This is a genomic window from Hydrogenovibrio sp. 3SP14C1 (genome assembly GCF_029625905.1).
Classification (GTDB): domain Bacteria; phylum Pseudomonadota; class Gammaproteobacteria; order Thiomicrospirales; family Thiomicrospiraceae; genus Hydrogenovibrio.
Genome location: NZ_JARTLM010000006.1, coordinates 39,853 through 63,702 on the forward strand (window position 1 = coordinate 39,853; position 23,850 = coordinate 63,702).

Sequence of the window (23,850 nt, forward strand, 5' to 3'; positions counted from 1 at the left end):
CGAACATTACGATGAGGTCTCACGGATGAATCAATCTCCTACTTCAGAACCCGCAAGACTGAACCCCCCTGTTTTTTTTACCGCCTCAGGCCTGGTTATTTTATTGTTGCTCTATGCGGCGATCTTTCCCGAGCAAGCAGATGGTAATTTCAGTCACCTCCAAAACGTGATTGTTGATAATGGCAGTTGGTTTTATGTGCTGACAGTCGCCATTATTCTACTTACCGTGGTATTTCTGGGGCTGTCCCGTTATGGGAATATTAAATTGGGTCCGGACCATGCCTCACCCGACTATTCTAAAATCACCTGGTTTTCAATGCTGTTTTCTGCAGGTATGGGGATCGGTCTCATGTTTTTTGGGGTTGCAGAGCCGGTGATGCACTTTCTTGCGCCGCCTGTTGGAGACCCTCAAACCGTCGATGCCGCTCGTCAGGCCATGAAAATTACCTTTTTCCATTGGGGGCTGCATGCGTGGGCCATTTATGCGATTGTGGCATTGATTTTAGCGTTCTTTAGTTATCGCCATGGGTTGCCGTTAACGATGCGTTCGGCCTTATATCCTTTGATTGGTGAGCGTATTTATGGGCCGATAGGACACGCAGTGGATGTATTTGCTGTTATCGGGACGGTATTCGGGATTGCGACCTCATTAGGGTATGGTGTTCTGCAAATGAACACCGGGTTAAACTATTTGTTTGAAGTGCCTGTCGGGGTTGTGACCCAAGTCATCCTGATCGCAGCCGTGACCGCTCTTGCGGCAGTTTCCGTGGTGACAGGGCTGGATAAAGGGATTCGTCGTTTATCTGAGTTGAATATGAGTTTGGCTGTTATTTTAATGCTGTTGGTGTTGTTTTTAGGCTCAACCATTTTCTTGATGCAAGCGTTGATTCAGAATGCGGGGAATTATTTGTCAGACATTGTTCGCGTGACGTTTAATTTATTCGCCTATGAAAAAACGGACTGGATTGGGGGGTGGACGATTTTTTATTGGGCATGGTGGCTAGCCTGGGCACCTTTTGTTGGTCTGTTTATTGCGCGTGTTTCGCGAGGTCGAAGTATTCGAGAATTTGTGACAGGGGTGCTGTTTGTACCGGTTGGCTTCAGTATGATGTGGTTTACCTTCTTTGGGAATTCGGCCATCGATATGATTTTGAATGGTGGATTGGCAAGTTTGGGGAATGCGGTATCGAATGATGTCGCCATCGCTTTGTTTGCTTTCTTGGATCAGTTTCCGTTTGGTTCTGTGTTGTCGTTTATTGCGATATTAATGGTGATCATTTTCTTTGTTACGTCTGCTGATTCCGGTGCGCTGGTGGTGAATATGTTGTGCTCCAATGGTCGAGATGATACGCCAATCTGGCAAAGACTTTATTGGGTCATCGGTGTTGGCTTGATTGCTGCCATTCTGTTGCTTGCCGGAGGATTGGGTGCATTACAGACATTGACAATCGCCAGTGCGTTACCATTTTCCATTGTTTTATTAATTGCCACTTATGGTTTGATTATGGCGTTAAGGGTTGATATCGCCAAACGGGACAGCTTGCAGATGAATGTGGCGCCAACACCACCTTCTACCTCGGATGGTAACTGGAAAGAACGATTACATAATATTGTCGATTATCCGACCAAATCGGTGGTAAGCCGCTATATTCAGAGTGTGGCAAGGCCCGCTTGTGAAGAAGTCGCTGAAGAGCTTAAAGCACAGGACTTGGATGCTTTGGTCGAAAATGAAAAGGACAATGACCGTGTCCGTTTAATCGTTCGTCATGGTGAAGAAGCTGATTTCATTTATGAAATTCGCAGTCGTTCACATTTGAAACCGGAATTTACTCAAGTTGAAACCGCAATCGATGAGATGGATGAATCGGCGCGTTATTACCGTGCTGAAATTCATTTACGAGAAGGTGGGCAGGATTATGATGTGATGGGGTGGTCAAAGCAGGCTATTATTCATGACATTATTGACCATTATCATAAGCATATGCATTTCTTGCATGTGTTGCGTTAACCTCACCTCGTTTAATGTATGACAATAAAAAAGCCCGTTTAATAACGGGTTTTTTATGCCTAGAGGTTGATTAAGAAGAATCTTATTTGACCATAATAAGGAGTCTTTAGACCACTCTAGAAACTAAAAACAGCCAGGCCTGGCCAATTTTATGTGGCCTTGCGTTGATGGGTTAAAAAGAGCCTTTCTCCGACAAAAATCAACCCTAACCCTATTAGAGCGGCGTAGATAACAAAGGGGTCGGTTTGAGCTTTAACCGCAATCAATGCGATGAGAATGACGATGTCTAAAATGATCGCCGTTATTAAAATGGCGGCATTGGCGTTTACTTCCTCACGAAGATAGCGAAATACCCCCCAATGAATAGCGATGTCCATGATGATATAAAAGATTGCGCCTAATGCTGCAATACGACTTAGATCAAAAAATATCGTGAGTAGCATCGCAATAACAATAGTGTAAACCAAGGTGTGCTTTTGAAGATCACCCGGCATGCCAAAGTGGCGATGGGGAACCAATTTCATTTCTGTCAGCATGGCCAGCATTCGGCTCACCGCAAAGACACTGGCAATGACACCCGAAACGGTTGCGGTGATTGCGAAAATAACGGTAAACCATAACCCTGCACCACCAAAAGCAGGTCTAGCCGCCTCTGCCAAAGCATAATCTTTGGCTTGTACGATTTCTTCAATGCTCAGGTTGGCACCAATCGCAAAGGTCACCAACATATACAAAGTTAGACAAAGTGAAATCGAAATAATAATGGCTCTACCGACATTTTGATGAGGGTTTTCAATTTCCCCGCCACTATTGGTGATGGTGGTAAACCCTTTATAAGCCAATACCGCCAAAGCGACTGCACCCAAAAAATCTGCACTGCTGGAGGCTGCAGGAGGGGTGGCCGAAATGCTTTCAAAAGACAAACCAGAAACCCATAAGCCGGCTAATGCAAAAACAACCAGGCCTGCAATTTTGATGAACGCCATAAAAAAAGAAAAACGTTCAATAAATCGGTTGCTTAAGATATTGATGAAAAAAGCAATGAGCAATAGCCCAACCCCTAAGGCCGGAATTATCCAATCTGGGTATTGCTCAGCGTCAAATAATTCCATGGTGTAGGTGCCAAAGGTTCTGGCGACCAAACTTTCATTAATAACCATTGAAAAATACATTAATAATGCACCCGCACCCGTCATGACGGTTTTGCCATAGGCTTTTTTGAGGAACATCGCAATCCCACCTGCAGAAGGATAGGCATTCGACATTTTGACATAAGAATAAGCACTGAACCCAGCCACAATGGCGGCGGCAAGAAAGGCAAGTGGAAACCAGCTTTTTGCCAGCTCGGCTACTTGTCCGGTTAGCGCAAAAATACCTGCCCCAATCATAACCCCCGTCCCCATGGCGACAGCACCGGTTAAGGTTAAACTATTGGATTGGTAATGCGTTGATTTCATCTGAGAGTGTTCCATAAAATCCTCTTTTTTGAAATGTCGTGACGGTTCTAAAATAAAGGTGGTTGCGTATGCATTCAGTCAGAGAGCTTATTAAAACCGGGATGTCGATAAGCCCATCCTAAGCCAAGAGGGTTTTCGAGTAAAGTCTATGTGAAAAAAAGCCCGTGTGTATTGATGCGATTTAATGCCAAAAAGCCTGACCCAACATACCGAAGCAAAAGCCAAGAATGGCACCCATAGGGGGTGCCCAATGACGATTCATCTTAGCTTGCGGAGCAATATCCTGAAAAATTAGATACAAGATACCGCCTGAGGCAAACAGCATCACTGCGCCCAGTAATAACGTATTGCTACTTAAATAATACCAACCGATGACGGCAATGATCGGACCAAGTAATGCCAAAATCGCCATAAAACCTAGAATCTGTTTTTTACTGGTACCGGGCTTGGCAACAAGTTCACGATAAGCATTGAAGCCTTCAGGTAAGTTTTGCAGCCCAATAAATAAAGCCAGTAAAGGTGCGGAAGCGGCGCCGATTGCAAAAGCCCCACCCAGAGCAAGTGACTCTGGCAGGTAGTCTAATAGCATCGCGGTAAGCTGGGGTTTTTCTCGGCGCTTGGTACCTAAGTATCGCTCCATCAAAAAGAAAAAAATGCCCCCTAGTAAAAAGAGTCCAACACTCCAAAAATCTTGGTTAACGTAACGCTTACCTTCCGGCAATAAGACTAATGCAACAGCGGCCACCAAGATACCTCCACCGAACGCAATAACCGCATGGCGAAGCTCGTTTTCTAACCATTGCGGTCGAATTTTTTCGAAATATCCCAGCAGACCGCCGAGGGGAATACAAGCACCAGCAAACAAGGTATAGAGAATAATTTGAGTAATTTCAGTCACAAAGGCCACTTGCTTAAAAAGGATGAATTGTTATCGTAATTTAAATCTGGGAAGTAAGCAAAAATTGTTATTTTTTATTTAATCCCTATCTAAGGAAGACCCCCTTTTTATTGTAAAATAGCCTGATTAAAAGAAAGAGGAACAAAAAACATGACGATGCAAGTGCAATATAAAATTCTAGACGCTCGTTTAGGGAATGAAATTGAGATGCCGCATTATGGTACAAAAGGGTCAGCCGGATTAGACTTAAGGGCCTGTATTGAAACCGATATGGTCATTGAACCAGGACAAACCGTTCTGATTCCAACCGGGATGGCGATTCACTTGGATGATCCCGGGTTAGCGGCCATGTTGTTGCCTCGTTCTGGGTTAGGGCATAAGCACGGTATTGTATTGGGAAATTTGGTGGGGTTAATCGATTCCGACTATCAAGGGCCGTTAATGGTTTCTTGCTGGAATCGAAGTGAGCAAGCTTATAAAGTTGCTGTCGGTGAACGAATCGCCCAAATGGTGATTGTTCCTGTTCTTCAACCTGTTTTTACTCAGGTGGAAGAGTTTGGCGATGCGACAGAACGAGGTGAAGGTGGTTTCGGTCACACTGGAAGTCATTAAAATAATCATTTTTCTGTAATGTCTGTCAATTAAAATCAATACACAACTCTTATAACTAGTCAGGTAAATGAATGTCACACGTTGAGCCTAGTATTTTCAGAACCTACGATATTCGTGGCATTGTCGATCAAGCTTTCAGTGAAGAAACGGTTGAGCTGATTGGAAAATCGTTAGGCTCAGAGCTGGTTCGTCAAAACGAGAAAGAGATCGTTTTAGGACGAGATGGTCGGTTATCGGGAGACCGTTTTTCAAAGGCAATGACGAAAGGACTGACTTCTGTCGGTGTCAATGTAATGGATTTAGGGCAAGTAACCACCTCAATGGTGTATTTTGCTGCAGAAACCTTACCGAATGTCAGTTCTTGTGTTGTGATAACGGGGTCGCATAACCCTCCAAACTATAACGGCATTAAGATGGTGGTTAATGGTCTGACGTTGTATGGGGATTATATTCAAGCCCTTCTAAAGCGTATTCAACAGCGTGATTTCGTGAACGATGTCAGCTCGGGTAATTATTCACAATACGATATTGCTCCCGCTTACCAACAAAGCATTGTTTCAAATATACACTTGTCACGTCCTTTGAAAGTGGTGATGGATGCAGGCAATGGCATTGCCGGGGCTTATGCACCTGAAATTTTTCGTCGACTAGGCTGTGATGTTATTGAGTTGTTTTGTGAGGTAGATGGACACTTTCCCAATCATCACCCCGATCCAGCTAAGCTCAAGAATCTGGAAGATCTCTCTCAGAAGGTGATTGAGACGCAAGCTGATATTGGGTTTGCTTTTGATGGAGATGGCGATCGTTGTGGTGTGGTTGATGACCAAGGGGTTGCACTTTATCCTGATCGGCAAATGATGTTGTTTGCTCGAGATATTCTGAGTCGACAGCCAGGGGCGGAAATCTTGTATGACATTAAATGCACTGCCTTGCTGCCGAAATTAATTCATGAAGCTGGCGGCAAGCCTACAATGTGGAAAACCGGACATTCTTTTATGAAAGCGAAGATGCGAGAGTCGGGTGCTGCTTTGGGAGGGGAAGTGTCAGGGCATATGTTTTTTAAAGAACGTTGGTATGGCTTTGATGATGGCATTTATACTGCTGCGCGGATGTCGGAAATTGTAGCAGGACAAACGCTGAAAACCTCGGAGTTATTTGCTCAATTGCCAGATGCCTATAACACGCCTGAAATCGATATCCCTTTTGCGGAAGGTGAACACTATGCTTTTATGAAAAAAATTGAAGCCGTTGCCGATTTCCCCGAGGCAGAAATATTTGATCTGGACGGTATTCGTGCCGATTTTAAAGATGGCTGGGGGCTTATTCGCCCTTCAAATACGTCACCGGTTATTGTGCTACGGTTTGAAGGGGAAACGCCACAAGCGTTACAGCGTATTCAACAGCAATTTAAAACCCTGATGTTAAAAGTGGATCCGACTCTGTTACTGCCTTTTTAATAGGGAGTGTATTAACATCTAATAATGTTAGTGAGTTTACGGAGTTTTTTATTGTGAAATAAAGGGTTGCTGATTAGAATACAGTTACTCATTTCAATTAAAGTGAATCAAACGATAATGCAAGAGCGATTAAGAGCGGGTTTAAAAGCGATACAAGGGGTAAAAATCCCAGACTTACCAAAAGAAATCATGGAGTTAGATGCAGCTCTGAGTAGTAAATTTCCCAATAATCAAGCCATAACAGATATTATTGAAAGTAATACGAAGTTATCAGGTGAAGTATTGCGAATCGTAAACTCGCCTGTCATGAAGCTTAAGACGCCGGTGAAATCGATTCGTGAGTCGGTTGATGTACTCGGCTATGTTAATTTAAGAAACCTGGTAATCTCGGCAGCCATTAAGAATCTGTTTAACACCCATGAAGTTGAAGGCATTATCGAGCATTCGAAAGATGTGGCATTTTGTTGCGCCGAACTGTCAGAATACATTGCTGATATTTCACGCGATGAAGCTTATTTGTTAGGGCTTTTCCATAATGGAGGGAGTTTGTTGTTGGCGACCAAAGATGCCGACAATTATGACAAAATGTTTTCACGTTTAAATACGCATCCTGTTTCAGGTGTTCAAAAAGAAATTGATGACTATGGAGCAAGTCATGCCGATATTGGTATTTTATTAGGACAAAAATGGAAGCTTTCGGTAGAAATGCTGAACGCGATTATGTTGCACCATATTCCTGAAAACAATGTCGGCAAAGATAAAGTTCGCGGTATGATTGCCATGTTGAAAGTTGCGAATGTGGTTGTTAATGAAGTTTCTTATGGTGCCTACATGACAGAAGAAGCGCGTGATTATATGGCAGAAGGGCAAGAAGAATTGATGCTGGAAGCCGCTGTCGTGAATCAATTGCGCCGTGTTTTAATCAGTTCATCATAAAGTCGACGTTTCGATAAAGGCGCTGATTTTCTGAACCGCCTTTTTTAATTGATCTTCTGTGGTTGTATATGCCAATCGAACATGGCGGTTGGCTTTGTAAGTACCGAAGTCTGTTCCCGGCGTTAAAGCCACTCCCGTTTCTGCCAGTAATCTTGAACAGAACTGTTCCGAATCATCTGTATAGTTTGAAACATCCCAATAGAGATAAAAGGCTCCTTGAGGCAAAATGCTAGGTGCAATGCCGGCTTTTTCCATGGCTTGAAACAGAGTGTTGCGCCGATTTTCAAATATTTTTCGACGTTCTTCCAGCAGTGTTAAAGCATCTGAATCCAATACTCTTAAAGCACCATATTGCGATGGTGTTGGCGCAGAAAGAAACAAGTTTTGCCCCAGTCGTTCCAGTACCGACATTAAATGAGAAGGCGCCACCAACCAGCCTAAACGCCATCCGGTCATATTAAAAAACTTAGAAAAAGAGTTAATGACAATCACATTTTCAGGGAGTGAGGAATGGCTTAAAATTGATTCAGGTGGACGTTCGTAAACCAACCCTTGATAAATTTCATCGACTAAGAAATAAGCATTTTTCGTTGCTGCAAACTTTGCCATTTTGATAAGCTCATCTTGTTCAATCACGGTACCACTTGGGTTTGCCGGGCTGGCAACCATGACGACTTTGATGCCTTCTTGCCAGTGAGTTTGGAGATGTGACAGAGTCAATTGATAGTTACTGTCAGCGTCGACTGGCAGCAGTACTAGCTGACCATGCAACAGCTGAACAAATTGACGATTGCAGGGATAGGTTGGGTCTGACATGAGTACCTTATCTTCTGGATTGAGAAGGGCGGTCAATGCTAACTGTAATGCTGATGATGACCCTGGTGTCAGCATGATGTTTTCGCTTTTTACTTTGGCATGGTAGAAACTGGCATAAAACGCACTGAGTTTTTGACGGAGTTCAGGTAATCCTAACGTGGGAGTGTAATGCGTTTTCCCTTGGTCTAAAGCATTTTTAACCGCGGTGTGTACACTTTCAAGGGATTCGAAATCCGGCTCACCAATTTCCATGTGAATAATGTCTCGGCCGGCCTGTTCAAGCGCTTTGGCTTCGCCTAAAATTTTCATCACCCGGAACGGTTGGAGGGTTTTAGCCTGGTCTGAAATGCTGGTCGTAAAGTCGGTCATAAGAGTTCTTCAAATCGATAAGATAGCTTATCCTACCATGCCTTTCCAGACGGCTATCTTTATTCACACTTAAAAATAGCAACTGAGAATGACAAGGGAATGTTAAAATAACGCTTTATTTTAGATAGGCTTATAAGGCTGAAAAGCAGCCAGGCCTGGTCATTTTAGGAGAAGATATGCCTTCATTTGATATTGTTTCAGAATTAGACCAACATGAGTTAACCAATGCTGTTGACCAAGCAAATAAAGAAGTGACAACGCGTTATGATTTTAAAGGAACTGATTCTAGTTTTGAGCTAAAAGAATCTAAAGTAACATTAAAAACCGAGTCGGAATTTCAATTACAGCAAATGCTAAATATTCTGATTGAGAAAGCCAATCGCCGTGGGATTGATGTGAAATGTATGGAAATTAATGATCCTGATATTCAGTTAAAAACCTCAAAACAAGTGGTTGAGATGAAAGAAGGGTTAGATGCGCCTCTGGCTAAAAAAATCATTAAAACCATTAAAGAATCAAAGCTCAAAGTGCAAGCGGCAAAGCAGGAAGACTCGATTCGTGTGACGGGTAAAAAACGGGATGACTTACAAGCCGTGATGCAGTTATTGAAAGGAATGGAAGATCTTGAAATGCCATTACAGTTTAATAACTTTAGAGATTAATCTGCCTGATTGACTCAATAAAATGTCTTACTGGTCGATACCCTATTTAAGCTTCCACCAAGAATGAAGCACTCTAAACAATAGAAAAGAAATTGCCAAAGCAATTCGACTAGGCTAATAAGCCGTCACCGTTCATCGACCAGAAATGAAAGTGTGATTCTACGACCTCGTACAAGTTCGCTTGTTGCGGTTAAACAAGGGAAATTTGTTTAATAACGTATCGTGGAGCACTAAAAAATGATTATTCAATCCTCCGCTGTTCGCCTGGAACAGCAACATCAGTTTGACTCGTCTTTATCAGAAAAACAAACCTTAGCCATCGGCGAAAAAATTCGTCCACAGTTGCTGGCCAATAGTGAGCGACGAGTTGATTTTCAACAAACAGAACGTTTTGATTATTTGCATCACAAGCAACGCCAGTTTGAATCCACCAGCCAAGTCACTCAGGGCCAACAAGAAACGGTTTTCAAGCATAATCAAATTGTTCAAGAGTTAGCGCAATTAAGTTTGGCAGGTGAGTCGGCCTCTGTTGCATCACAAAGAGCTTTTCCTGCCAGTGATAAAGCCAGTATTGAAGTCAGTGGTGATGTCGCCTTTTATTTTATGTATCAACTTCACCTGAAAACGTCATCTTTTTCCGCCATGTCTGCTACCGGTCAAGTCTTATTAAATGATGGGCGTTCAATCAATTTCAAATTGCTCACCACTCATTCAGCTCAAACCGAAGTGACTGCTGAAAGCAAAGCATCGCTGAGTGTGGCGATGATGCAAGATCCTTTAGTCATTAACTTTGGTGCGGATTCAGTCACCTTAAAGGATCAAATTTTTGAATTTGATATGCAAGCAGAGGGCGAGCAACAGCATTTTGCACAGTTAGGGACGGGAAGCGGTTTTCTGGTGTTTGATGAAAACCAAGATGGCCAAGTCAATGACGGTACTGAGTTATTTGGGACGCAAACTGGCGAAGCCTTCTCTGATTTAGCGGCATTTGATGCCGATGGCAACGGTTGGATTGATGAGGCCGACCCTATTTTTCAACATTTAAAATTATGGACGGACCAGTCGGATCAAACCAATTTAGTGAGTTTGGCTTCGAAAGGGGTCGGTGCAATTTATCTGGGTAATGCGGCACAGGAAGAAGATTTAATGGGGCAGCAAGGTGAAAAGCTTGGCCATATTAAGTCGGCTGGAATTGTACTGATGGAAAGTGGAGCGGTTCGAACGGCACAAGCCATTGATTTGGCAGAACGTCAATCCCCAGAAAATTCAACAGGACACGCCTTTTTCTCCGTGTCTCAGCAAAACATGTTAAAAGCGTTTGGCGAAGCCATGAATGACCTTCAGCAAATGACGCCGGAACGAAGCGTTGAAACAGTGAACCCAAAGATGTCTTTTGCTTCTTTAGAAAGAGGGCAAGAAGCGGCCCAAGATGCCAAAAGTTTTTTTGAACAATTGCGAGAGCAGATTCAAAAAATGATTGAACAGCGTAAAGCCATATTGGATAGAATTCAGCAACGTTACTCTGCTTAAAAAGAAAAAAGCCTTCTTAAAGAAGGCTTTTTTCTTTAAGCGTTTTTATCCTTGATCATCTGAACTGCTTCTGGTGGCACCATCTGTTTGATTTGGTTTAGGCTATCATCCATCCATTCCAAAAACTTTTGAATTTCTAAAAGTTGAACCTTCTCATCTACAAAGGTAATGGCTGTTTGTACTTGGCCGGCTCTGTTTTCAGGAAGCATTGAAAATTTTGCAAAATTTAAATGGCGATTTAGCGCAATGACTAAAACAAACAGTTCAGGTGAGTGCTGATACTCTTCTTTAATTTCAAAAAGACGAGAAACGATAATGCGACTTAATCCGTCTTCAATAACCTTAGGTTCCATTAAAAAATCATGATCGTTATAGCGAACCAATAACTGTGTGGGTGAAATTGCTTTAGCCGTAAACCCATTATTTTGTAAGGTGGTTACAAGTGTTTCTGTCGCTTCAGAATTGTTTTGATATTGTAAATCAATGGTATTATCCGTTGAAATACGGTGTGGCAGAGTGTCACATCCTGTTAAAAATACCAACGTAAGCAATGCTAAACTCAACCGTTTCATGCTTGTTCCTTTAAAGTTGTTTGATTGTGGCGTGATTGTAACGGTACATGACCATCATCACAAGTGAAAGCTTTCACCATCAAAGCCCTTTTTTAGCAATTAAAAATGGTAAAATTGTGTCGTTATTTTTAGATGATCGGATTCGATTGAGTCGGTTGTTTATTTTCCTTTTTAACCTTAAGAGTCTGTCATGAGAGTTCAAAAAACCATGAATTTAAATAAAGCCCAAGCACAGAATATTGCCTCCGTTTTAGCCGAAGCCTTGCCTTATATCCAACGTTTTTCTGGAAAAACAATCGTTGTGAAATATGGTGGTAATGCGATGACGGAAGAAGCTTTGAAAAATGGCTTTGCTCGTGACATCGTACTGATGAAATTAGTGGGCATGAACCCGGTGGTGGTGCATGGTGGCGGACCACAAATTGGTAATTTGCTTGAGCGAGTCGGAAAAGAGTCTGAGTTTATCCAAGGGATGCGTGTGACGGATGCCGAGACCATGGATATTGTTGAAATGGTGTTGGGCGGTATGGTCAACAAGGAAATTGTGAATCTGATTCATCAGCATAATGGTAATGCTGTTGGGCTAACGGGAAAAGACGGTAATTTGATTCAAGCCAAGAAAATGGAAATGACGGCTTTTAATGAAGATTTAAATGCACCAGAATTAATTGATTTGGGCCATGTGGGTGAGGTTGAACGTATTAATACCAAGGTTCTTGATATGTTGATTCAAGATGATTTCATTCCTGTGATTGCGCCAGTCGGCGTTGATCAGCAAGGGCACTCCTATAATATTAATGCTGATTTAGTCGCGGGCAAGGTTGCAGAAGCATTACATGCCGAAAAGTTGATGTTGTTAACGAATACGCCTGGCTTATTGGATAAAAAAGGTGAGTTATTAACGGGACTGAATGCAGAGTCTGTGGCAGCATTGATTGAAGACGGAACGATTTATGGGGGCATGTTACCTAAAATCCAATGTGCCTTGGATGCGGTACAGAATGGGGTTGAATCTTCACATATTATCGATGGTCGCGTAGAGCATGCGGTCATGCTAGAAGTCTTTACCGATGAAGGGGTAGGGACATTAATTACTTCTCGTTAAGCGGTTTGATACCTTAGTTCATGGAAGGTATTTCTGAACAACTTGCTTTATTTGTTATTTCTCTCATTGCAAACTTGCTTTCAGCCTTAGCCGGCGGGGGGGCAGGACTGCTTCAGTTGCCTGCACTTTTATTCTTAGGGTTGCCCTTCAGTGTGGCGTTGGCTACCCATAAAGTTGCCAGTGTTTTTCTTGGTATTGGTGCGACCACTCGACATCTTCGATCTGCCAAACTTAATTTGCGTTTTGTCTCGATTATTTTAGTTTTTGGATTGCCTGGGGTGATTTTAGGCGCCAATTTAATTCTTCAGTTAGATGACCGTCTAGCGCAAATTGCATTAGGCGTTCTGACATTAGGGTTGGGCGTTTATTCCGGATTAAAGCCTGAGTTAGGCAAGGTTTCTTTAGCGAAGCATCAAAATTTACCAGGCCTGCTGTTTGGGGGGATGGTTCTGTTTCTGATTGGCGTATTAAACGGGTCTTTGACTTCCGGCACTGGCTTATTCGTAACCATTTGGCTTATTGCCTGGTTTGGGTTTGATTATAAAACGGCTGTCGCTTATACCTTGGTATTAGTTGGCATTTTTTGGAATGGATCAGGTGCTTGGACACTGGGGCTGCAAGGTCAAATAGAATGGAGTTGGTTGCCGGCACTCATTTTGGGATCATTAATCGGTGGCTATCTCGGTGCGCACTTTTCAATTGTGCGAGGAAACCAATTGGTTAAACGAAGTTTTGAAGTCGTGACTGTTTTAGTGGGCGTTGCTTTGATTGCCAAAGCGATTTAATGATAGGCATAAAAAAACTGGGCAGAGCCCAGCTTATTGATTTTGATTAAAGTCTCTGTTTAAAAATCACTCCACTCATCTGGATTAATGTCCTTGGGTTGTGAACGCGCGGGTTTTTGGGTGTCTTTATCCATAGTTGACGTTTGACTCGGTTTCTCAACCCCAGCACTTTGTTTAGAATGAGAACTCTCCGTTTTCGCCGGAGCAGCCTTAGAGGGTTGCTGAGTCAGTTTCGATGTCGGCGTTGATTTCACTGCACGCGGTTGGTGAGTGACACGGTGTGTTCTATCGTTTGCCAATGATTGCTCTAATTGCGTAAGACTATGGATCACATTCTCACTGGCTTTATCCAAGTTGTGGAATTCTTTCTTGATGCTCTCAATATCATCCACTTGATGAGCGGCAAGAATGCGTTTAATCGTCGCATGTAACTCTGCGTGCCATTTTTCGAGGGTTTGCATTTCAGGTTTATTGGCATATTGTTGTCCTTCCGGCCCATAGAACCATTGTCCTAAAGCACACTTGTGATGGTCGGTTGCCGCCTCCTTGTCAAACTCAACATCAACCCCTTCTACATAAGCGGTTACCAATCCTTTCCACTGGCTGTGAGCACGTCGTGCATTGGCAAAGGTAAATTCACCGGTTTGCATTGCGGTATCAAACCCAATCTGGTGCAAATCGATTTTAAAGGTGCTGATGACATTATTGACGTCTTCCGCTAACTGACTCATGTCAGTGGTTCTTTCTGCCGTTTCATCCACCAAAGCGGAGTTTTGTTGCGTCACTTGATCAATACTGCTGATTGCAATATTGACTTGCTCAACACCTTTTGCCTGCTCTGCTGTTGTTTGAGAGATTTCACTGACATAGTTACCAATTTTGGCAATAGAGTCGTTAATTAATTCAAGCGCTTTCCCTGATTCATCTGCAAGCTTGGCGCCTTCATGGACCTTTTCAACTGTATTATCGATGAGTTGTCGAATATCTTTTGCGGCTTCAGCCGATTTCCCTGCAAGGGTTCTGACTTCACCTGCCACGACGGCAAATCCACGACCATGGTCGCCAGCTCGTGCCGCTTCGACAGCCGCATTAAGTGCCAGTAAGTTAGTTTGGAAAGCAATGCTATCAATCAAGGTGGTAATTTCTGAAATCTTCGTGCTGGCTTCATTGATCTCATTGATCGAAGCAATGGTTTTTTGAACTACTTGGTTTGCATCTTGTGCTTCGACTAAAGATTCATTTGCCGCATCATTCGCTTCTCTGGCATTATTCGCCGTTTGTTGAATGGTGGAAGTAATCTGTTCCATACTGGCTGCCGTTTCTTCCAATGAAGCTGCTTGTTGCTGTGTTCGAGCAGACAAGTCGGAAATGTCCTGTGAAATTTTGATGGTACCATCAGACAGCTTTTTAATGGAGTAGTTTGACTGTGACAGCAAACTCCCGATATTGGTGACTGAGTTGTTGATTCCAGCTTTTAGAACAGCCAATGTGCCGTTGGTTTCCATCTCAATTCGTTTTTTCAAGTCCCCCGTTCCTTGTGCAATCATGACTTGGGTGGTTTCTTGAATGACGGCTTCCAGCTGATCTAGAGAGGCATTGATGTTGTTTTTAAGTTCTTTGATTTCGCCTTCCGCTTCAGCGGTGATACGTTTTCCAAAGAAGCCTTCAGCTACTTGAGACATCAGTTCGTTCACTTCATAGAAAACGCCTTTTAAGATAGCCATTGCCGCTTCAGCATCTTGCATGGCTTCCTTAAAGTCGCCTTGGGTCTCGTGGGTTGATTCGTAACTAAAGTTTCCTGAACGGATTTCTTTTAGAATGCTTCGAACTTCTCCAAACGTTTTTTGAAGGACTTTCGATGCTTCATTCAAATTGGTTTTCATAACGTTGAAATCACCCACCATTGGGATGACGGTTTGAGTTTTGAGATGTCCTTCCGACATGTCTTTTAACATGCGGCCTGCTTCACCGAGTGAAATCTGTGCGGCTTGCATCTGGTCATTATAGGCTTTGGCCAGTTCGCCCATTTCATCATGACGAGAGTTGTCAACACGGGTACTCAAATCGCCTGAGTCGGTCGCATGGTTCATGCCTTTAACAATTTTACGTAAAGGGTTCGTGACACTGTTTCGAATAATCAATAAGAAAATGATAATCAAAATCAACATGGAAAGGGTGACTTTGACGACGGATGAAATGGCCGCTTCCAAACTCAATTTATTAAGGGCATTGATTTGTGATAAGTCTTCGATAAAGATGTGATATCCGACCAAGCTCTCGTTAGTATCTATGATCGGCATCATGGCAAAGAAATCGGTTGCCGTTGTTAATACGCCTTGGCTTTTTAACTGGTTTAAATCAATTTGTGCTAATTTCTCGACGGCTTCAGGTGCAAAATCCTTGGTGCTGGCTAAAGTCAGATTGCCAAACTTAGGGTTGTCTTTTGCTTTGATCGCAATGTCTAGTGCATTGGGCGTGAAGAGAGAGACATAATTGATAGAATCTTCTTTGAAATGCTTAACTAAGGCCTTGATGCTTGAGACGACCTCAACCGACCCTAAAAATTGACTGCCATCTTTACTGAAGATAGGGGACAAGCTTCGGATAGCTGCGCCTGCACGACCCAGTTCAATCCCTGTTACAGAAGTTTGCTTGTCTCTAACTTGGTTAACGGTATAACGGAATGACTTTAAATCATCGCCGTGTTTGTCACGCCATGAACGAACAAAAGAGTGCCCTTGTGCATCATGGATGTGCGCGCGAACGGTTTGTCCAGAAACGTTTTTGACAAAGTTCAGTTCCTTTTTCAAGGCGGCTCTGGCTGCTTCGCTCGAATCATTTTCAAGTGCGGTGATAATGTCGGAATTTGTGGCTAAGCCCAAAGCAGTATTTAAACTGGTTCTTTCCATTCCTTGAATATAGCTGTTGATATCTCTCTTAACTTGCTGGCTTCGAACTTTACTGTTTTCGGCAACGGTTTTATCATACGTTGAATTGGCGAGAAAGGCACTGGCTAAGAAACCAATAATGACCAAGAAAATCCCCGCTGTGGCCAACTTTCCAAGAATGTTGAATTTTCGGAAAGGGTTCATCTTTAATCGACGATATTCCGATGCTTTGTAAATATGACCTTCTTTTATAATGAGTTTACCGGTATTAATATCTTTATAGGCTTGAGAGGCCAACTTAATTTGTTCTTCGGTGGCGGGAGTTCTAACCGAAATATACCCAGTTATTTTATTGTTTTCAAAAACGGGCGCGGCATTGGCTTTTACCCAGTAACTTCGACCATCTTTCGCACGGTTTTCTACAATTTGTGTCCATGACTTTCCCGCTTGAAGGGTTTCCCAGAAATCTTTAAAAACGGCTTTAGGGACATCGGGGTGACGTAAGATATTGTGAGGTTGACCAATGATTTCATCTGCTTCATAACCACTGATTTCAATAAATTCTGAGTTTGCCTCTAAGATGGTACCGCGCAGATCTGTGCGAGAAATGATGCGGTAATGCTCAGGAATGGTGATTTGTTCATTAATAATCGGTCTGTTCGGGTTTGTCATGTTAATGCGCCTCAAGAGTATCCGTTGTATTTACTTGTTTTTTTTATGGGTATAGCAATTGTCGTGCCTATCTAACAGTTTGAAAATAAAATAAAAAAATCAGACTTCCTTGCAAGAAGCCAATGTAATGTCTTTTGGTCGAATAAAGTTGATGAGTTTGGCATCTCCTATGGATAAGTCGTTCCATTGATTTGGCAGAATAAAGTGGGCCAAAGTTGCCGTTGGAAATAATTCTGGCTTCGTAGGGTCATCCGTTGCCATTAACTGTCGCATCAATTTTTCAAATCCGGGATTATGTCCAATGAACATTACACGACCAAACTGGTCCGGGATTTTTGATAAAAGGGCTTTTAACTGATCGGTGTCAGCAAGATAAAGTAATTCTTGTGTCTCAACAGGAATATCTTTAGGGAGGTTTAGTCTTTTGAGGGTTTGTTGCGCTCGTTTGGCGGGAGAGACCCAAACGAGATCGGGTAGGGCATTATTCTGACTGAGCCAGTTTGAGATCTTACAAGCGGATTTTTTACCCTTATCAGATATAGGTCGGTCTATATCCTGAAGATCGGGTTCTTTCCAGTCAGATTTGGCATGCCTTAGTAGCATTAATTCGCGCAGTTGTTTACTCACTCTGTTTATCCACTGTAATCCGTTGGTGTCTAAAGACGTCCTGTCTAATTTGTAATGCCATACTCTGCTCGATAGGTTTTCATCGAATCTAAAATTGATTGGTTTGCACTATTGTGTGTTTCAAGGTAATCAATAATGTCATTTAAGTTAATAATGCTGATGACAGGAATACCGTATTGTTCTTCAACTTCTTGTATGGCTGATTTATCACTTTGACCTTTTTCCATACGATCTAAGGCGACAACAACGCCTGCTGGGCGTGCACCATTTGCTTGGATAATCTCCATTGATTCTCGAATGGCGGTTCCAGCGGTAATAACATCATCGATGATTAAAATATCACCTTCTAACGGGTGGCCGACAATGTTACCGCCTTCGCCATGATCTTTAGCTTCTTTACGATTGAACGCATAAGGCATGTCTTGTTGAAAATCCTGCGCTAAGGAAACACTGGTTGTCGCTGCAAGCGGTATGCCTTTATAGGCAGGACCAAACAAAACATCGTAGTTCAGCTTGCTTTCAGCAATGGTGGCCGCATAAGCTTTAGCCAGTTCAGCCATTTGCCCGCCAGTATTAAACAGGCCAGCGTTGAAAAAGTATGGGCTTTTGCGCCCAGATTTAAGTGTGAATTCACCCAGCTTTAATACGCCGGCTTGCATAATGAATTCAATAAATTCAGATTTATTCATTGAGGTGTCGAGTTGTCATTAGTCATTAAAAATTAACCTTTATCTTATCATGGGTTAGCTTTTTCTCAAGCATTAGACGATAAAGATTTTTAATACATCAGAGCATTTTTTGAAATAATTCAAAAAGATAATGCGCCTTATTTCTTATGTTTTTGTACTTTTTCTTAAATTGGCACTCAATATGCTTTGAGAGAGTTAATAAAATAATAAATGACAAAAAATTGACACTTCGCTTTTGATTGATGGAAAGTGAAGTGATAATTTTCTTTGACGGACAGACACGAGGAAAATGATATGGCGATTGATTTAAGACAAGTAGAACCATTAGGGTCAAAAAGTGTGCTTCTGGAGCAAGCTTTAAGACGTCATAAAGCGCAATCTAATGCGGAAGAGTACGATGCGATGGATATGTCCGATATGGTTACCCCTGATTTTGAATGGCTGAAAGAAGATAAGTCAGCCGTTCAGAGCCTTGTCAAGCAAATGGATGCCTCTATCGGTCAGCTCGCAGTCCAAATGCGAGATTTAGAGAGTGTTTCTGAAAAATCTCGTGCCAAAATGGAAAAAGAGCAACACTTGCTTTTTAAACAAATCCGAACCTTAAACGGACTGTTAAAAAAACAGGTAGATGTGTTCGGGGCGATTGAGCGTCAAATGTCTGACGTTGAGATTAAAAACAATAATTTAATTCCGCAAATCGGGATTGGGTTGATTTCCGGGTTAATGTCAGCGGTAACCATTCTGGCCACCGCGCCGTGGCTAACGGTTCTGATTGAACATATCCGAGGATAATCCTGTCTATAGCTGGCCCAACTCAGGGCTGGCAAAATTTTATAATATTTCTCTCTCATTTCAGTTTTCTAAAAATTTTGTATACTTATCCAAGCACTTTATAATAAAACCCTGAGTAAAAATAAGGATAGGTGGATGCAAGCGACAGTTTTATTTAATGAATTGCTTACCCCGAATCACCCTGAGAAAGATGTTTATCATATCGCATTGGAAACTGAAGAGCCTTTAGGGTATTTGCCTGGAGACTGGTTGATGGTTTCTGGAGAAAATTCACCTGCATTGGTGGCGCGAGTGTTAGAGACGCTAGGGTTGTCTGGAAACGAAACCATTGAGCTGAGACGACTCGGCGAAATGCCGGTCAAGGAAGCTTTGCACTATCATCTAGAACTCACTCAACTCAGTCCTGCCATCCTGAATAAACTCAAAAGACAGTACGATTTGAATGATTGGGCTGACAGAGCCGAGATGATGGCATACGCTGAAGGGCGCGATATTTTAGATTTGCTCGAGGCATATCCTTTTTTAAAGGGTATTGAAGTCTGTAGTTTGTTAACGCCTTTAGCCCCACGTTATTATTCGATTGCCTCGGCACCGAAAGCAGTGGGGGATAATCGTGTGGATCTGGTGTATCGAAAAGTTTTTTTTGAACGGGAAAACCGTGAGCGACAAGGGGTAGTCACCACCGCCTTGAGCACGTTGGAACCTGGCCATCATCTTGATGTGGCTTTGAGTAAAAATCGAAACTTTAAATTACCCATTGCGTTAGAAGAATCCATGGCACACCATGCTCCGGTCATTATGGTTGGCTCGGGAACCGGTGTGGCACCTTTTATTGGCTTTTTACAAGAATGGTTTTTAGAAGAGAAGCTGGCCAAAAATCACCAGGCCTGGTTATTTTTTGGTGAAACACATGAAGAAAAGAGTCATCTATTCAAAGACATGATGGCTGAGTGGAAAGCCGCGGGCTTGCAATTAAGAACGGCATTTTCTCGAGATCAAGCGCATAAAGTGTATGTTCAAGATCGATTATGGGAAGAAAGGGGAGCCATTTGGAAGCTTTTAGAACAAGGCGCCTTCTTCTATCTATGTGGCGATAAGATTCGCTTGAAAACTTCGGTCGAAGATACCATGCTGTCTATCCTGCAGACAGAAGGAGATATGACAAAAGACGCTGCGGAAGCACTTTGGCATGATTGGAAAAAACAGCGCCGTGTTCAGTTGGATGTTTACTGACTTTATTCGTAAGTCAAAATGAAATCAGCAGCAGCTAAACGCTCAGCTTCAACGTCCAGATCCATTTGTGTCAATGGATGAGCGCTTAACCAATCTTTTTCAAATGCCAAGTGAATGTTTTTTTCACCAGTCGTGTGAAGCAGGATGTCAGGAATATCTTTTTCTCTTCCACGGTGGATTCGAACCGCTAGGCGCAATAACACGGTAAGACATTTCAGTTTTTCTTTATGTGGCGAGGCAAACCGTTCATAAGCTTCCGGCACGAATTTCCCACGATGGTTCAGTAGCATGGTCGCCAGCATTTGTTTTTCTTGCTGAGTAAACCCGGCCAATTCTGAATTTTCAATCAAATACGCACTGTGATGTCGGTAGCGTTTATAGCTCAATGCCATGCCGGCTTCATGAAGCTGAGCAGCCCAGTCCAAGAGTTTTTTGTAGTTGTAGTCCGCATCATGAAGCTGCCAACTATTATGTGCCTGTTTGTAAAATGTTTTGGTGGTATGGGCAATCGCTTCGGCCTGCACGGTATCGATTTTTAACCAGGCCTGCGCGGCAGCAACACTTGTTTCACGAACATCTTCCGCGAAAAGGCGTCCTAAGGTATCAAAGACCAAGCCTTCTCGAAGAGCATTGGATGAGACGTGCATTTGTGCAATTTTCAGTTCTTCAAAGGTGGCAATTAAAATCGCCAATCCGCCAGCGAGTACCGGGATTCGCTCTTCTTTCAAGCCTTGTAAACTGGCGGATTGAATGGAACCGGCTTGAATCAAAGCATCCTTCAGTTTTAGCATGCCTTCCAAGGTGATTTCGCCTTCTGTCCAGCCATTTTCTTTTAGAATGGAACCTATGGATTTGATGCTTCCTGACGCACCGATGGCACTTTCCCATCCAAGGCTGGTCAGTTTGGTTAAGTGAGGACGTATGATTTGTCGACAGTTGGAAATCGCCTTAGTCATCCGCTTTTCAGTGATTTCAGGCTTTGAAAAGAACTGTTGGGTAATGCTGACGCAGCCCATTTCAGTGCTGGTCAAATGTTGATAATTAAAATTTTTGCCAATGATGTATTCGGTACTGCCGCCGCCAATATCCATCACTAAACGCTGTTCATCATTTTGGGGTAAGCCGTGTGCAACCCCCAGATAAATTAAGCGAGCTTCTTCCTGACCCGCGATGATCTGAATTTCATGTCCGAGGACTTTGCGTGCCTTCCTTAGAAATTCCTGACTGTTTTTGGCATTGCGTAAGGTGTTGGTACCGACAGCACGAACCTGATGACCTGGAATGTTTTTAATAAGTTGCCCAAAACGTTCTAAGCATTCAATTCCGCTTTGAAAGGCTTCCGGGGTGAGGTTACCCTTTTTGTCGAGTCCAGAGCGAAGACGAATCATTTCTTTATGCTTATCAATAACCTGGAGTTGTCCATGTACTTCACGCGCAACCATCATGTGAAAGCTGTTCGATCCAAGGTCAATCGCTGCATAAGTGTTTTGTGATTGGGTCGTCTCTGTCATTTTAGGCTTCTAATTTGGCAAAAGGGCGCATAGTGTACTCCCTTTTTGAATAAATGAAAATAGTAACGCCGTCCCTTTCATAGCAGCGTCCATAGCGGTTTAACTGGAGTATTTTTCGATTAACCAGTTTTGCGCACTGAAAGGTAGTTCACCTTTTTTAGGTTCTCTTTTTGAGTAAGTGTCATCCGGTTGAAGAACCCAAGCTCCGACATTGTCGTCTAAATAAATAGCCAGTCCTTCAGTATAAACTTGTTGGAAGTGATTTTTGTCTAAAATCGGAAAACAGGTTTCCACACGGGAAAACAGATTACGACGCATCCAGTCCGCACTGGAACAAAACAGTTCAGGGGTGTTGTCAGAGTTTTCAAAGTAGTAAACACGATGATGTTCCAAAAATCGTCCGATAATGCTGGTGACGGTAATATTGTCCGATACACCTGGAACGCCAGGGCGAAGACTACAGATTCCGCGAATGATCAGATCAATTTTGACGCCCGCTTGAGAGGCGTCATAAAGCGCGTCGATAATACCTTGTTCTTGTAAACCGTTCATTTTAGCAATGATACGTGCGGGTTTTCCTTGGCGTGCATTGTCCGCTTCGCGCTGAATGCGCTCCACCATGCCGGGCTGTAAGGTAAAGGGCGATTGCAATAATACCAATAAGTTATTGGTATCCCCTAGACTGGTTAATTGCTGGAAGATTTTTGAGACATCTCGTCCCATTGACGGATTGGCGGAGAAAAGACCGAAATCGGTATAGAAACGAGTGGTGATGTGATGGTAGTTCCCTGTTCCTAAATGCACATATTGTCTGAGTTGGTCTTCTTCACGGCGTACCACAAGAATCATCTTGGCGTGGGTTTTATAGCCCACCACGCCATACACAACATTGACTCCGGCATCCTGCAACCGATTGGCTTGAAGGATATTGTTGTCTTCATCAAAACGCGCTCTTAACTCAACCACGGCGGTCACTTCTTTACCATTTCGTGCGGCTTTTTCCAAAGCATCAATAATGGCGGACTTTTCACCGGTTCGATAGAGTGTCATTCGAATCGCTAGCACATTCGGGTCTTTGGCTGCCTGTTGCAGAAACTCAATGACGGGCGTAAAAGATTCATAAGGATGGTGCAGCAAAATGTCTTTACGTCTAATTTGTTCAAATAAGGTTTCAGGTTGTTTGCTTCGGCTAAAGAGTTTGAAACCAGCTTGTTTTTTCTTCTTAAGACTCAGTTGTCTAGGAGAATAAGGAGCAAATAATAAGTCAGGACGTTTGGCCAAATCCGGCACCGCATCTAAACGATGTAAGTTAACAGGGCCGTTGACCATATACAGCTGGTCATTATTCATGTCGAACTGATCTAATAGATATTCATACATGTTTTTAGGGCATTGGTCAGAGACCTCGAGGCGAATGGCGCCACCATATTGACGGCTGGTCAATTCACCTTGCAAAGCGCTCATGATATCGTCCACTTCTTCTTCATCGATAAAGAGGTTGGTGTTCCGCGTTAATCGAAATTGGTGACAGCCTGTGACGGTCATGCCCGGGAATAGGTTCGACACGTTAGAGTGCAAAACGGATGACAAGAAGACGAAGTCGTTCGATCCATCTGTCGCTTCAGGCGGCAGTTTGATAATTCTGGGTAAAGAACGCGGTACTTGCACGATCGCTAAACCATTCGTTCGACCAAACGCATCTTTCCCTTCTAAAGACACAATGAAGTTTAAACTTTTGTTTAACAGTCTAGGAAACGGGTGCGAGGGATCTAATCCCATTGGACTCATGACCGGTTGTAAAGACTGAATAAAATACTCGCGTATCCACTCTTTTTGCTGGTCTGTCCAACGATTACGACGTAAAAAGCGGATCTCTTCCTTTTCCAGGTCCGGAATCAGGATGTTGTTCAGCGTATGGTATTGATCTTTGACTAAATCATGAGCAACCTCGGAGAGCATATCAATCGCATCTTGGGGTTCCATGTTATCCGGCTGTGTTCTAGCGGCCGGGTCATTTCTCAATTCGTATAGACTGGCGAGTCTTACTTCAAAGAACTCGTCCATATTGCTACTAGAGATACAAAGAAATTTCAGTCTTTCTAATAAAGGGATTTCAGGGTTTTTAGCTTGTGCCAGAACACGACGGTTAAATTCGAGCAGACTTCTTTCGCGGTTTATATAAGGGGTCTCTGGCGTCGCTTCGGTTTGCATACTGTCCTCTTTATTATTGT

Annotated in this window: 19 protein-coding genes; 10 read left to right on the top strand and 9 right to left on the bottom strand. The window is 42.9% G+C overall.

All coding sequences use genetic code 11. The annotated features are described in order from the left end of the window. The first annotated feature begins 25 nt into the window (after positions 1–25). Positions 26–2,008 carry a choline BCCT transporter BetT gene (gene betT / locus P8629_RS06195; protein ID WP_278165259.1) on the top strand — a complete coding sequence of 661 codons (1,983 nt, stop codon included), beginning with the start codon at positions 26–28 and terminating at the stop codon, positions 2,006–2,008. A 149-nt stretch (positions 2,009–2,157) separates the two neighbouring features. Here the strand turns inward: betT and P8629_RS06200 are convergent, their stop codons facing one another. After that, positions 2,158–3,480, bottom strand: coding sequence for an APC family permease (locus tag P8629_RS06200; protein WP_278165260.1), 1,323 nt, complete (start codon positions 3,478–3,480; stop codon positions 2,158–2,160). 166 nt (positions 3,481–3,646) lie between these two features. Continuing rightward, on the bottom strand, positions 3,647–4,363 hold the full coding sequence (locus tag P8629_RS06205) for a ZIP family metal transporter (RefSeq protein WP_278165261.1): 717 nt from the start codon (positions 4,361–4,363) through the stop codon (positions 3,647–3,649). 150 nt (positions 4,364–4,513) lie between these two features. On the opposite strand from P8629_RS06205, the gene dut reads away from it, so the two are divergent. The 3 genes from dut to P8629_RS06220 all read left to right on the top strand — a co-directional run bounded on the left by dut (position 4,514) and on the right by P8629_RS06220 (position 7,368). Further along, entirely contained in the window at positions 4,514–4,975 is a 462-nt protein-coding gene (dut, locus tag P8629_RS06210; RefSeq protein WP_442908692.1) for a dUTP diphosphatase, read from the top strand. 71 nt (positions 4,976–5,046) lie between these two features. After that, positions 5,047–6,432 carry a phosphomannomutase/phosphoglucomutase gene (locus tag P8629_RS06215; protein ID WP_278165262.1) on the top strand — a complete coding sequence of 462 codons (1,386 nt, stop codon included), beginning with the start codon at positions 5,047–5,049 and terminating at the stop codon, positions 6,430–6,432. Positions 6,433–6,549: 117 nt separating this feature from the next. Then, entirely contained in the window at positions 6,550–7,368 is an 819-nt protein-coding gene (locus P8629_RS06220) for an HDOD domain-containing protein (protein WP_278165263.1), read from the top strand. Here the strand turns inward: P8629_RS06220 and P8629_RS06225 are convergent. Continuing rightward, a complete protein-coding gene (locus P8629_RS06225) occupies positions 7,363–8,553 on the bottom strand; it encodes an aminotransferase class I/II-fold pyridoxal phosphate-dependent enzyme (protein WP_278165264.1) in 1,191 nt (396 codons plus the stop codon). The genes P8629_RS06220 and P8629_RS06225 overlap by 6 nt on opposite strands. A gap of 176 nt (positions 8,554–8,729) precedes the next feature. Here P8629_RS06225 and P8629_RS06230 point away from each other — a divergent pair, with 176 nt between their 5' ends. Then, positions 8,730–9,215: a YajQ family cyclic di-GMP-binding protein gene (locus P8629_RS06230; RefSeq protein WP_278165265.1), complete on the top strand. Its 486-nt coding sequence runs from the start codon at positions 8,730–8,732 to the stop codon at positions 9,213–9,215. A 237-nt stretch (positions 9,216–9,452) separates the two neighbouring features. Then, positions 9,453–10,745: a hypothetical protein gene (locus P8629_RS06235; RefSeq protein ID WP_278165266.1), complete on the top strand. Its 1,293-nt coding sequence runs from the start codon at positions 9,453–9,455 to the stop codon at positions 10,743–10,745. 35 nt (positions 10,746–10,780) lie between these two features. Here P8629_RS06235 and P8629_RS06240 read toward each other — a convergent pair whose 3' ends face one another. Further along, the gene (locus P8629_RS06240) at positions 10,781–11,317 is read right to left on the bottom strand and encodes a hypothetical protein (protein ID WP_278165267.1); all 537 of its coding nucleotides are present in this window, start codon (positions 11,315–11,317) and stop codon (positions 10,781–10,783) included. 190 nt (positions 11,318–11,507) lie between these two features. On the opposite strand from P8629_RS06240, the gene argB reads away from it, so the two are divergent. Further along, positions 11,508–12,422 carry an acetylglutamate kinase gene (gene argB, locus P8629_RS06245; RefSeq protein ID WP_278165268.1) on the top strand — a complete coding sequence of 305 codons (915 nt, stop codon included), beginning with the start codon at positions 11,508–11,510 and terminating at the stop codon, positions 12,420–12,422. A gap of 20 nt (positions 12,423–12,442) precedes the next feature. Beyond that, positions 12,443–13,207, top strand: a complete 765-nt coding sequence (locus tag P8629_RS06250; RefSeq protein ID WP_278165269.1) for a sulfite exporter TauE/SafE family protein — start codon at positions 12,443–12,445, stop codon at positions 13,205–13,207. 59 nt (positions 13,208–13,266) lie between these two features. Here P8629_RS06250 and P8629_RS06255 read toward each other — a convergent pair whose 3' ends face one another. The 3 genes from P8629_RS06255 to pyrE all read right to left on the bottom strand — a co-directional run bounded on the left by P8629_RS06255 (position 13,267) and on the right by pyrE (position 18,083). After that, the gene (locus tag P8629_RS06255) at positions 13,267–16,767 is read right to left on the bottom strand and encodes a methyl-accepting chemotaxis protein (protein ID WP_278165270.1); all 3,501 of its coding nucleotides are present in this window, start codon (positions 16,765–16,767) and stop codon (positions 13,267–13,269) included. Positions 16,768–16,866: 99 nt separating this feature from the next. Then, positions 16,867–17,394 (bottom strand): SixA phosphatase family protein, encoded by a 528-nt coding sequence (locus P8629_RS06260; RefSeq protein ID WP_278165271.1) that lies wholly within the window; start codon positions 17,392–17,394, stop codon positions 16,867–16,869. Between the two features lie 44 nt (positions 17,395–17,438). Continuing rightward, complete coding sequence (gene pyrE / locus P8629_RS06265; protein WP_278165272.1) at positions 17,439–18,083, bottom strand: orotate phosphoribosyltransferase; 645 nt, start codon at positions 18,081–18,083, stop codon at positions 17,439–17,441. 294 nt (positions 18,084–18,377) lie between these two features. On the opposite strand from pyrE, the gene P8629_RS06270 reads away from it, so the two are divergent. Next, positions 18,378–18,875: a hypothetical protein gene (locus tag P8629_RS06270; protein ID WP_278165273.1), complete on the top strand. Its 498-nt coding sequence runs from the start codon at positions 18,378–18,380 to the stop codon at positions 18,873–18,875. A 135-nt stretch (positions 18,876–19,010) separates the two neighbouring features. Further along, positions 19,011–20,108: a hypothetical protein gene (locus tag P8629_RS06275; protein ID WP_278165274.1), complete on the top strand. Its 1,098-nt coding sequence runs from the start codon at positions 19,011–19,013 to the stop codon at positions 20,106–20,108. Positions 20,109–20,110: 2 nt separating this feature from the next. On the opposite strand, the gene ppx is transcribed toward P8629_RS06275, so the two are convergent. After that, entirely contained in the window at positions 20,111–21,619 is a 1,509-nt protein-coding gene (ppx, locus tag P8629_RS06280; RefSeq protein WP_278165275.1) for an exopolyphosphatase, read from the bottom strand. A 99-nt stretch (positions 21,620–21,718) separates the two neighbouring features. Continuing rightward, entirely contained in the window at positions 21,719–23,830 is a 2,112-nt protein-coding gene (gene ppk1 / locus P8629_RS06285) for a polyphosphate kinase 1 (protein WP_442908693.1), read from the bottom strand. Between the last annotated feature and the right edge of the window lie 20 nt (positions 23,831–23,850).

Bases quoted from the DNA above. Each gene is read 5' to 3' on its own strand.
- betT (WP_278165259.1), top strand. From the start codon at position 26: ATGAATCAATCTCCTACTTCAGAACCCGCAAGACTGAACCCCCCTGTT.
- P8629_RS06200 (WP_278165260.1), bottom strand. From the start codon at position 3,480: ATGGAACACTCTCAGATGAAATCAACGCATTACCAATCCAATAGTTTA.
- dut (WP_442908692.1), top strand. From the start codon at position 4,514: ATGACGATGCAAGTGCAATATAAAATTCTAGACGCTCGTTTAGGGAAT.
- P8629_RS06215 (WP_278165262.1), top strand. From the start codon at position 5,047: ATGTCACACGTTGAGCCTAGTATTTTCAGAACCTACGATATTCGTGGC.
- P8629_RS06220 (WP_278165263.1), top strand. From the start codon at position 6,550: ATGCAAGAGCGATTAAGAGCGGGTTTAAAAGCGATACAAGGGGTAAAA.
- P8629_RS06225 (WP_278165264.1), bottom strand. From the start codon at position 8,553: ATGACCGACTTTACGACCAGCATTTCAGACCAGGCTAAAACCCTCCAA.
- P8629_RS06230 (WP_278165265.1), top strand. From the start codon at position 8,730: ATGCCTTCATTTGATATTGTTTCAGAATTAGACCAACATGAGTTAACC.
- P8629_RS06235 (WP_278165266.1), top strand. From the start codon at position 9,453: ATGATTATTCAATCCTCCGCTGTTCGCCTGGAACAGCAACATCAGTTT.
- P8629_RS06240 (WP_278165267.1), bottom strand. From the start codon at position 11,317: ATGAAACGGTTGAGTTTAGCATTGCTTACGTTGGTATTTTTAACAGGA.
- argB (WP_278165268.1), top strand. From the start codon at position 11,508: ATGAGAGTTCAAAAAACCATGAATTTAAATAAAGCCCAAGCACAGAAT.
- P8629_RS06250 (WP_278165269.1), top strand. From the start codon at position 12,443: ATGGAAGGTATTTCTGAACAACTTGCTTTATTTGTTATTTCTCTCATT.
- P8629_RS06255 (WP_278165270.1), bottom strand. From the start codon at position 16,767: ATGACAAACCCGAACAGACCGATTATTAATGAACAAATCACCATTCCT.
- pyrE (WP_278165272.1), bottom strand. From the start codon at position 18,083: ATGAATAAATCTGAATTTATTGAATTCATTATGCAAGCCGGCGTATTA.
- P8629_RS06270 (WP_278165273.1), top strand. From the start codon at position 18,378: ATGGCGATTGATTTAAGACAAGTAGAACCATTAGGGTCAAAAAGTGTG.
- P8629_RS06275 (WP_278165274.1), top strand. From the start codon at position 19,011: ATGCAAGCGACAGTTTTATTTAATGAATTGCTTACCCCGAATCACCCT.
- ppx (WP_278165275.1), bottom strand. From the start codon at position 21,619: ATGACAGAGACGACCCAATCACAAAACACTTATGCAGCGATTGACCTT.
- ppk1 (WP_442908693.1), bottom strand. From the start codon at position 23,830: ATGCAAACCGAAGCGACGCCAGAGACCCCTTATATAAACCGCGAAAGA.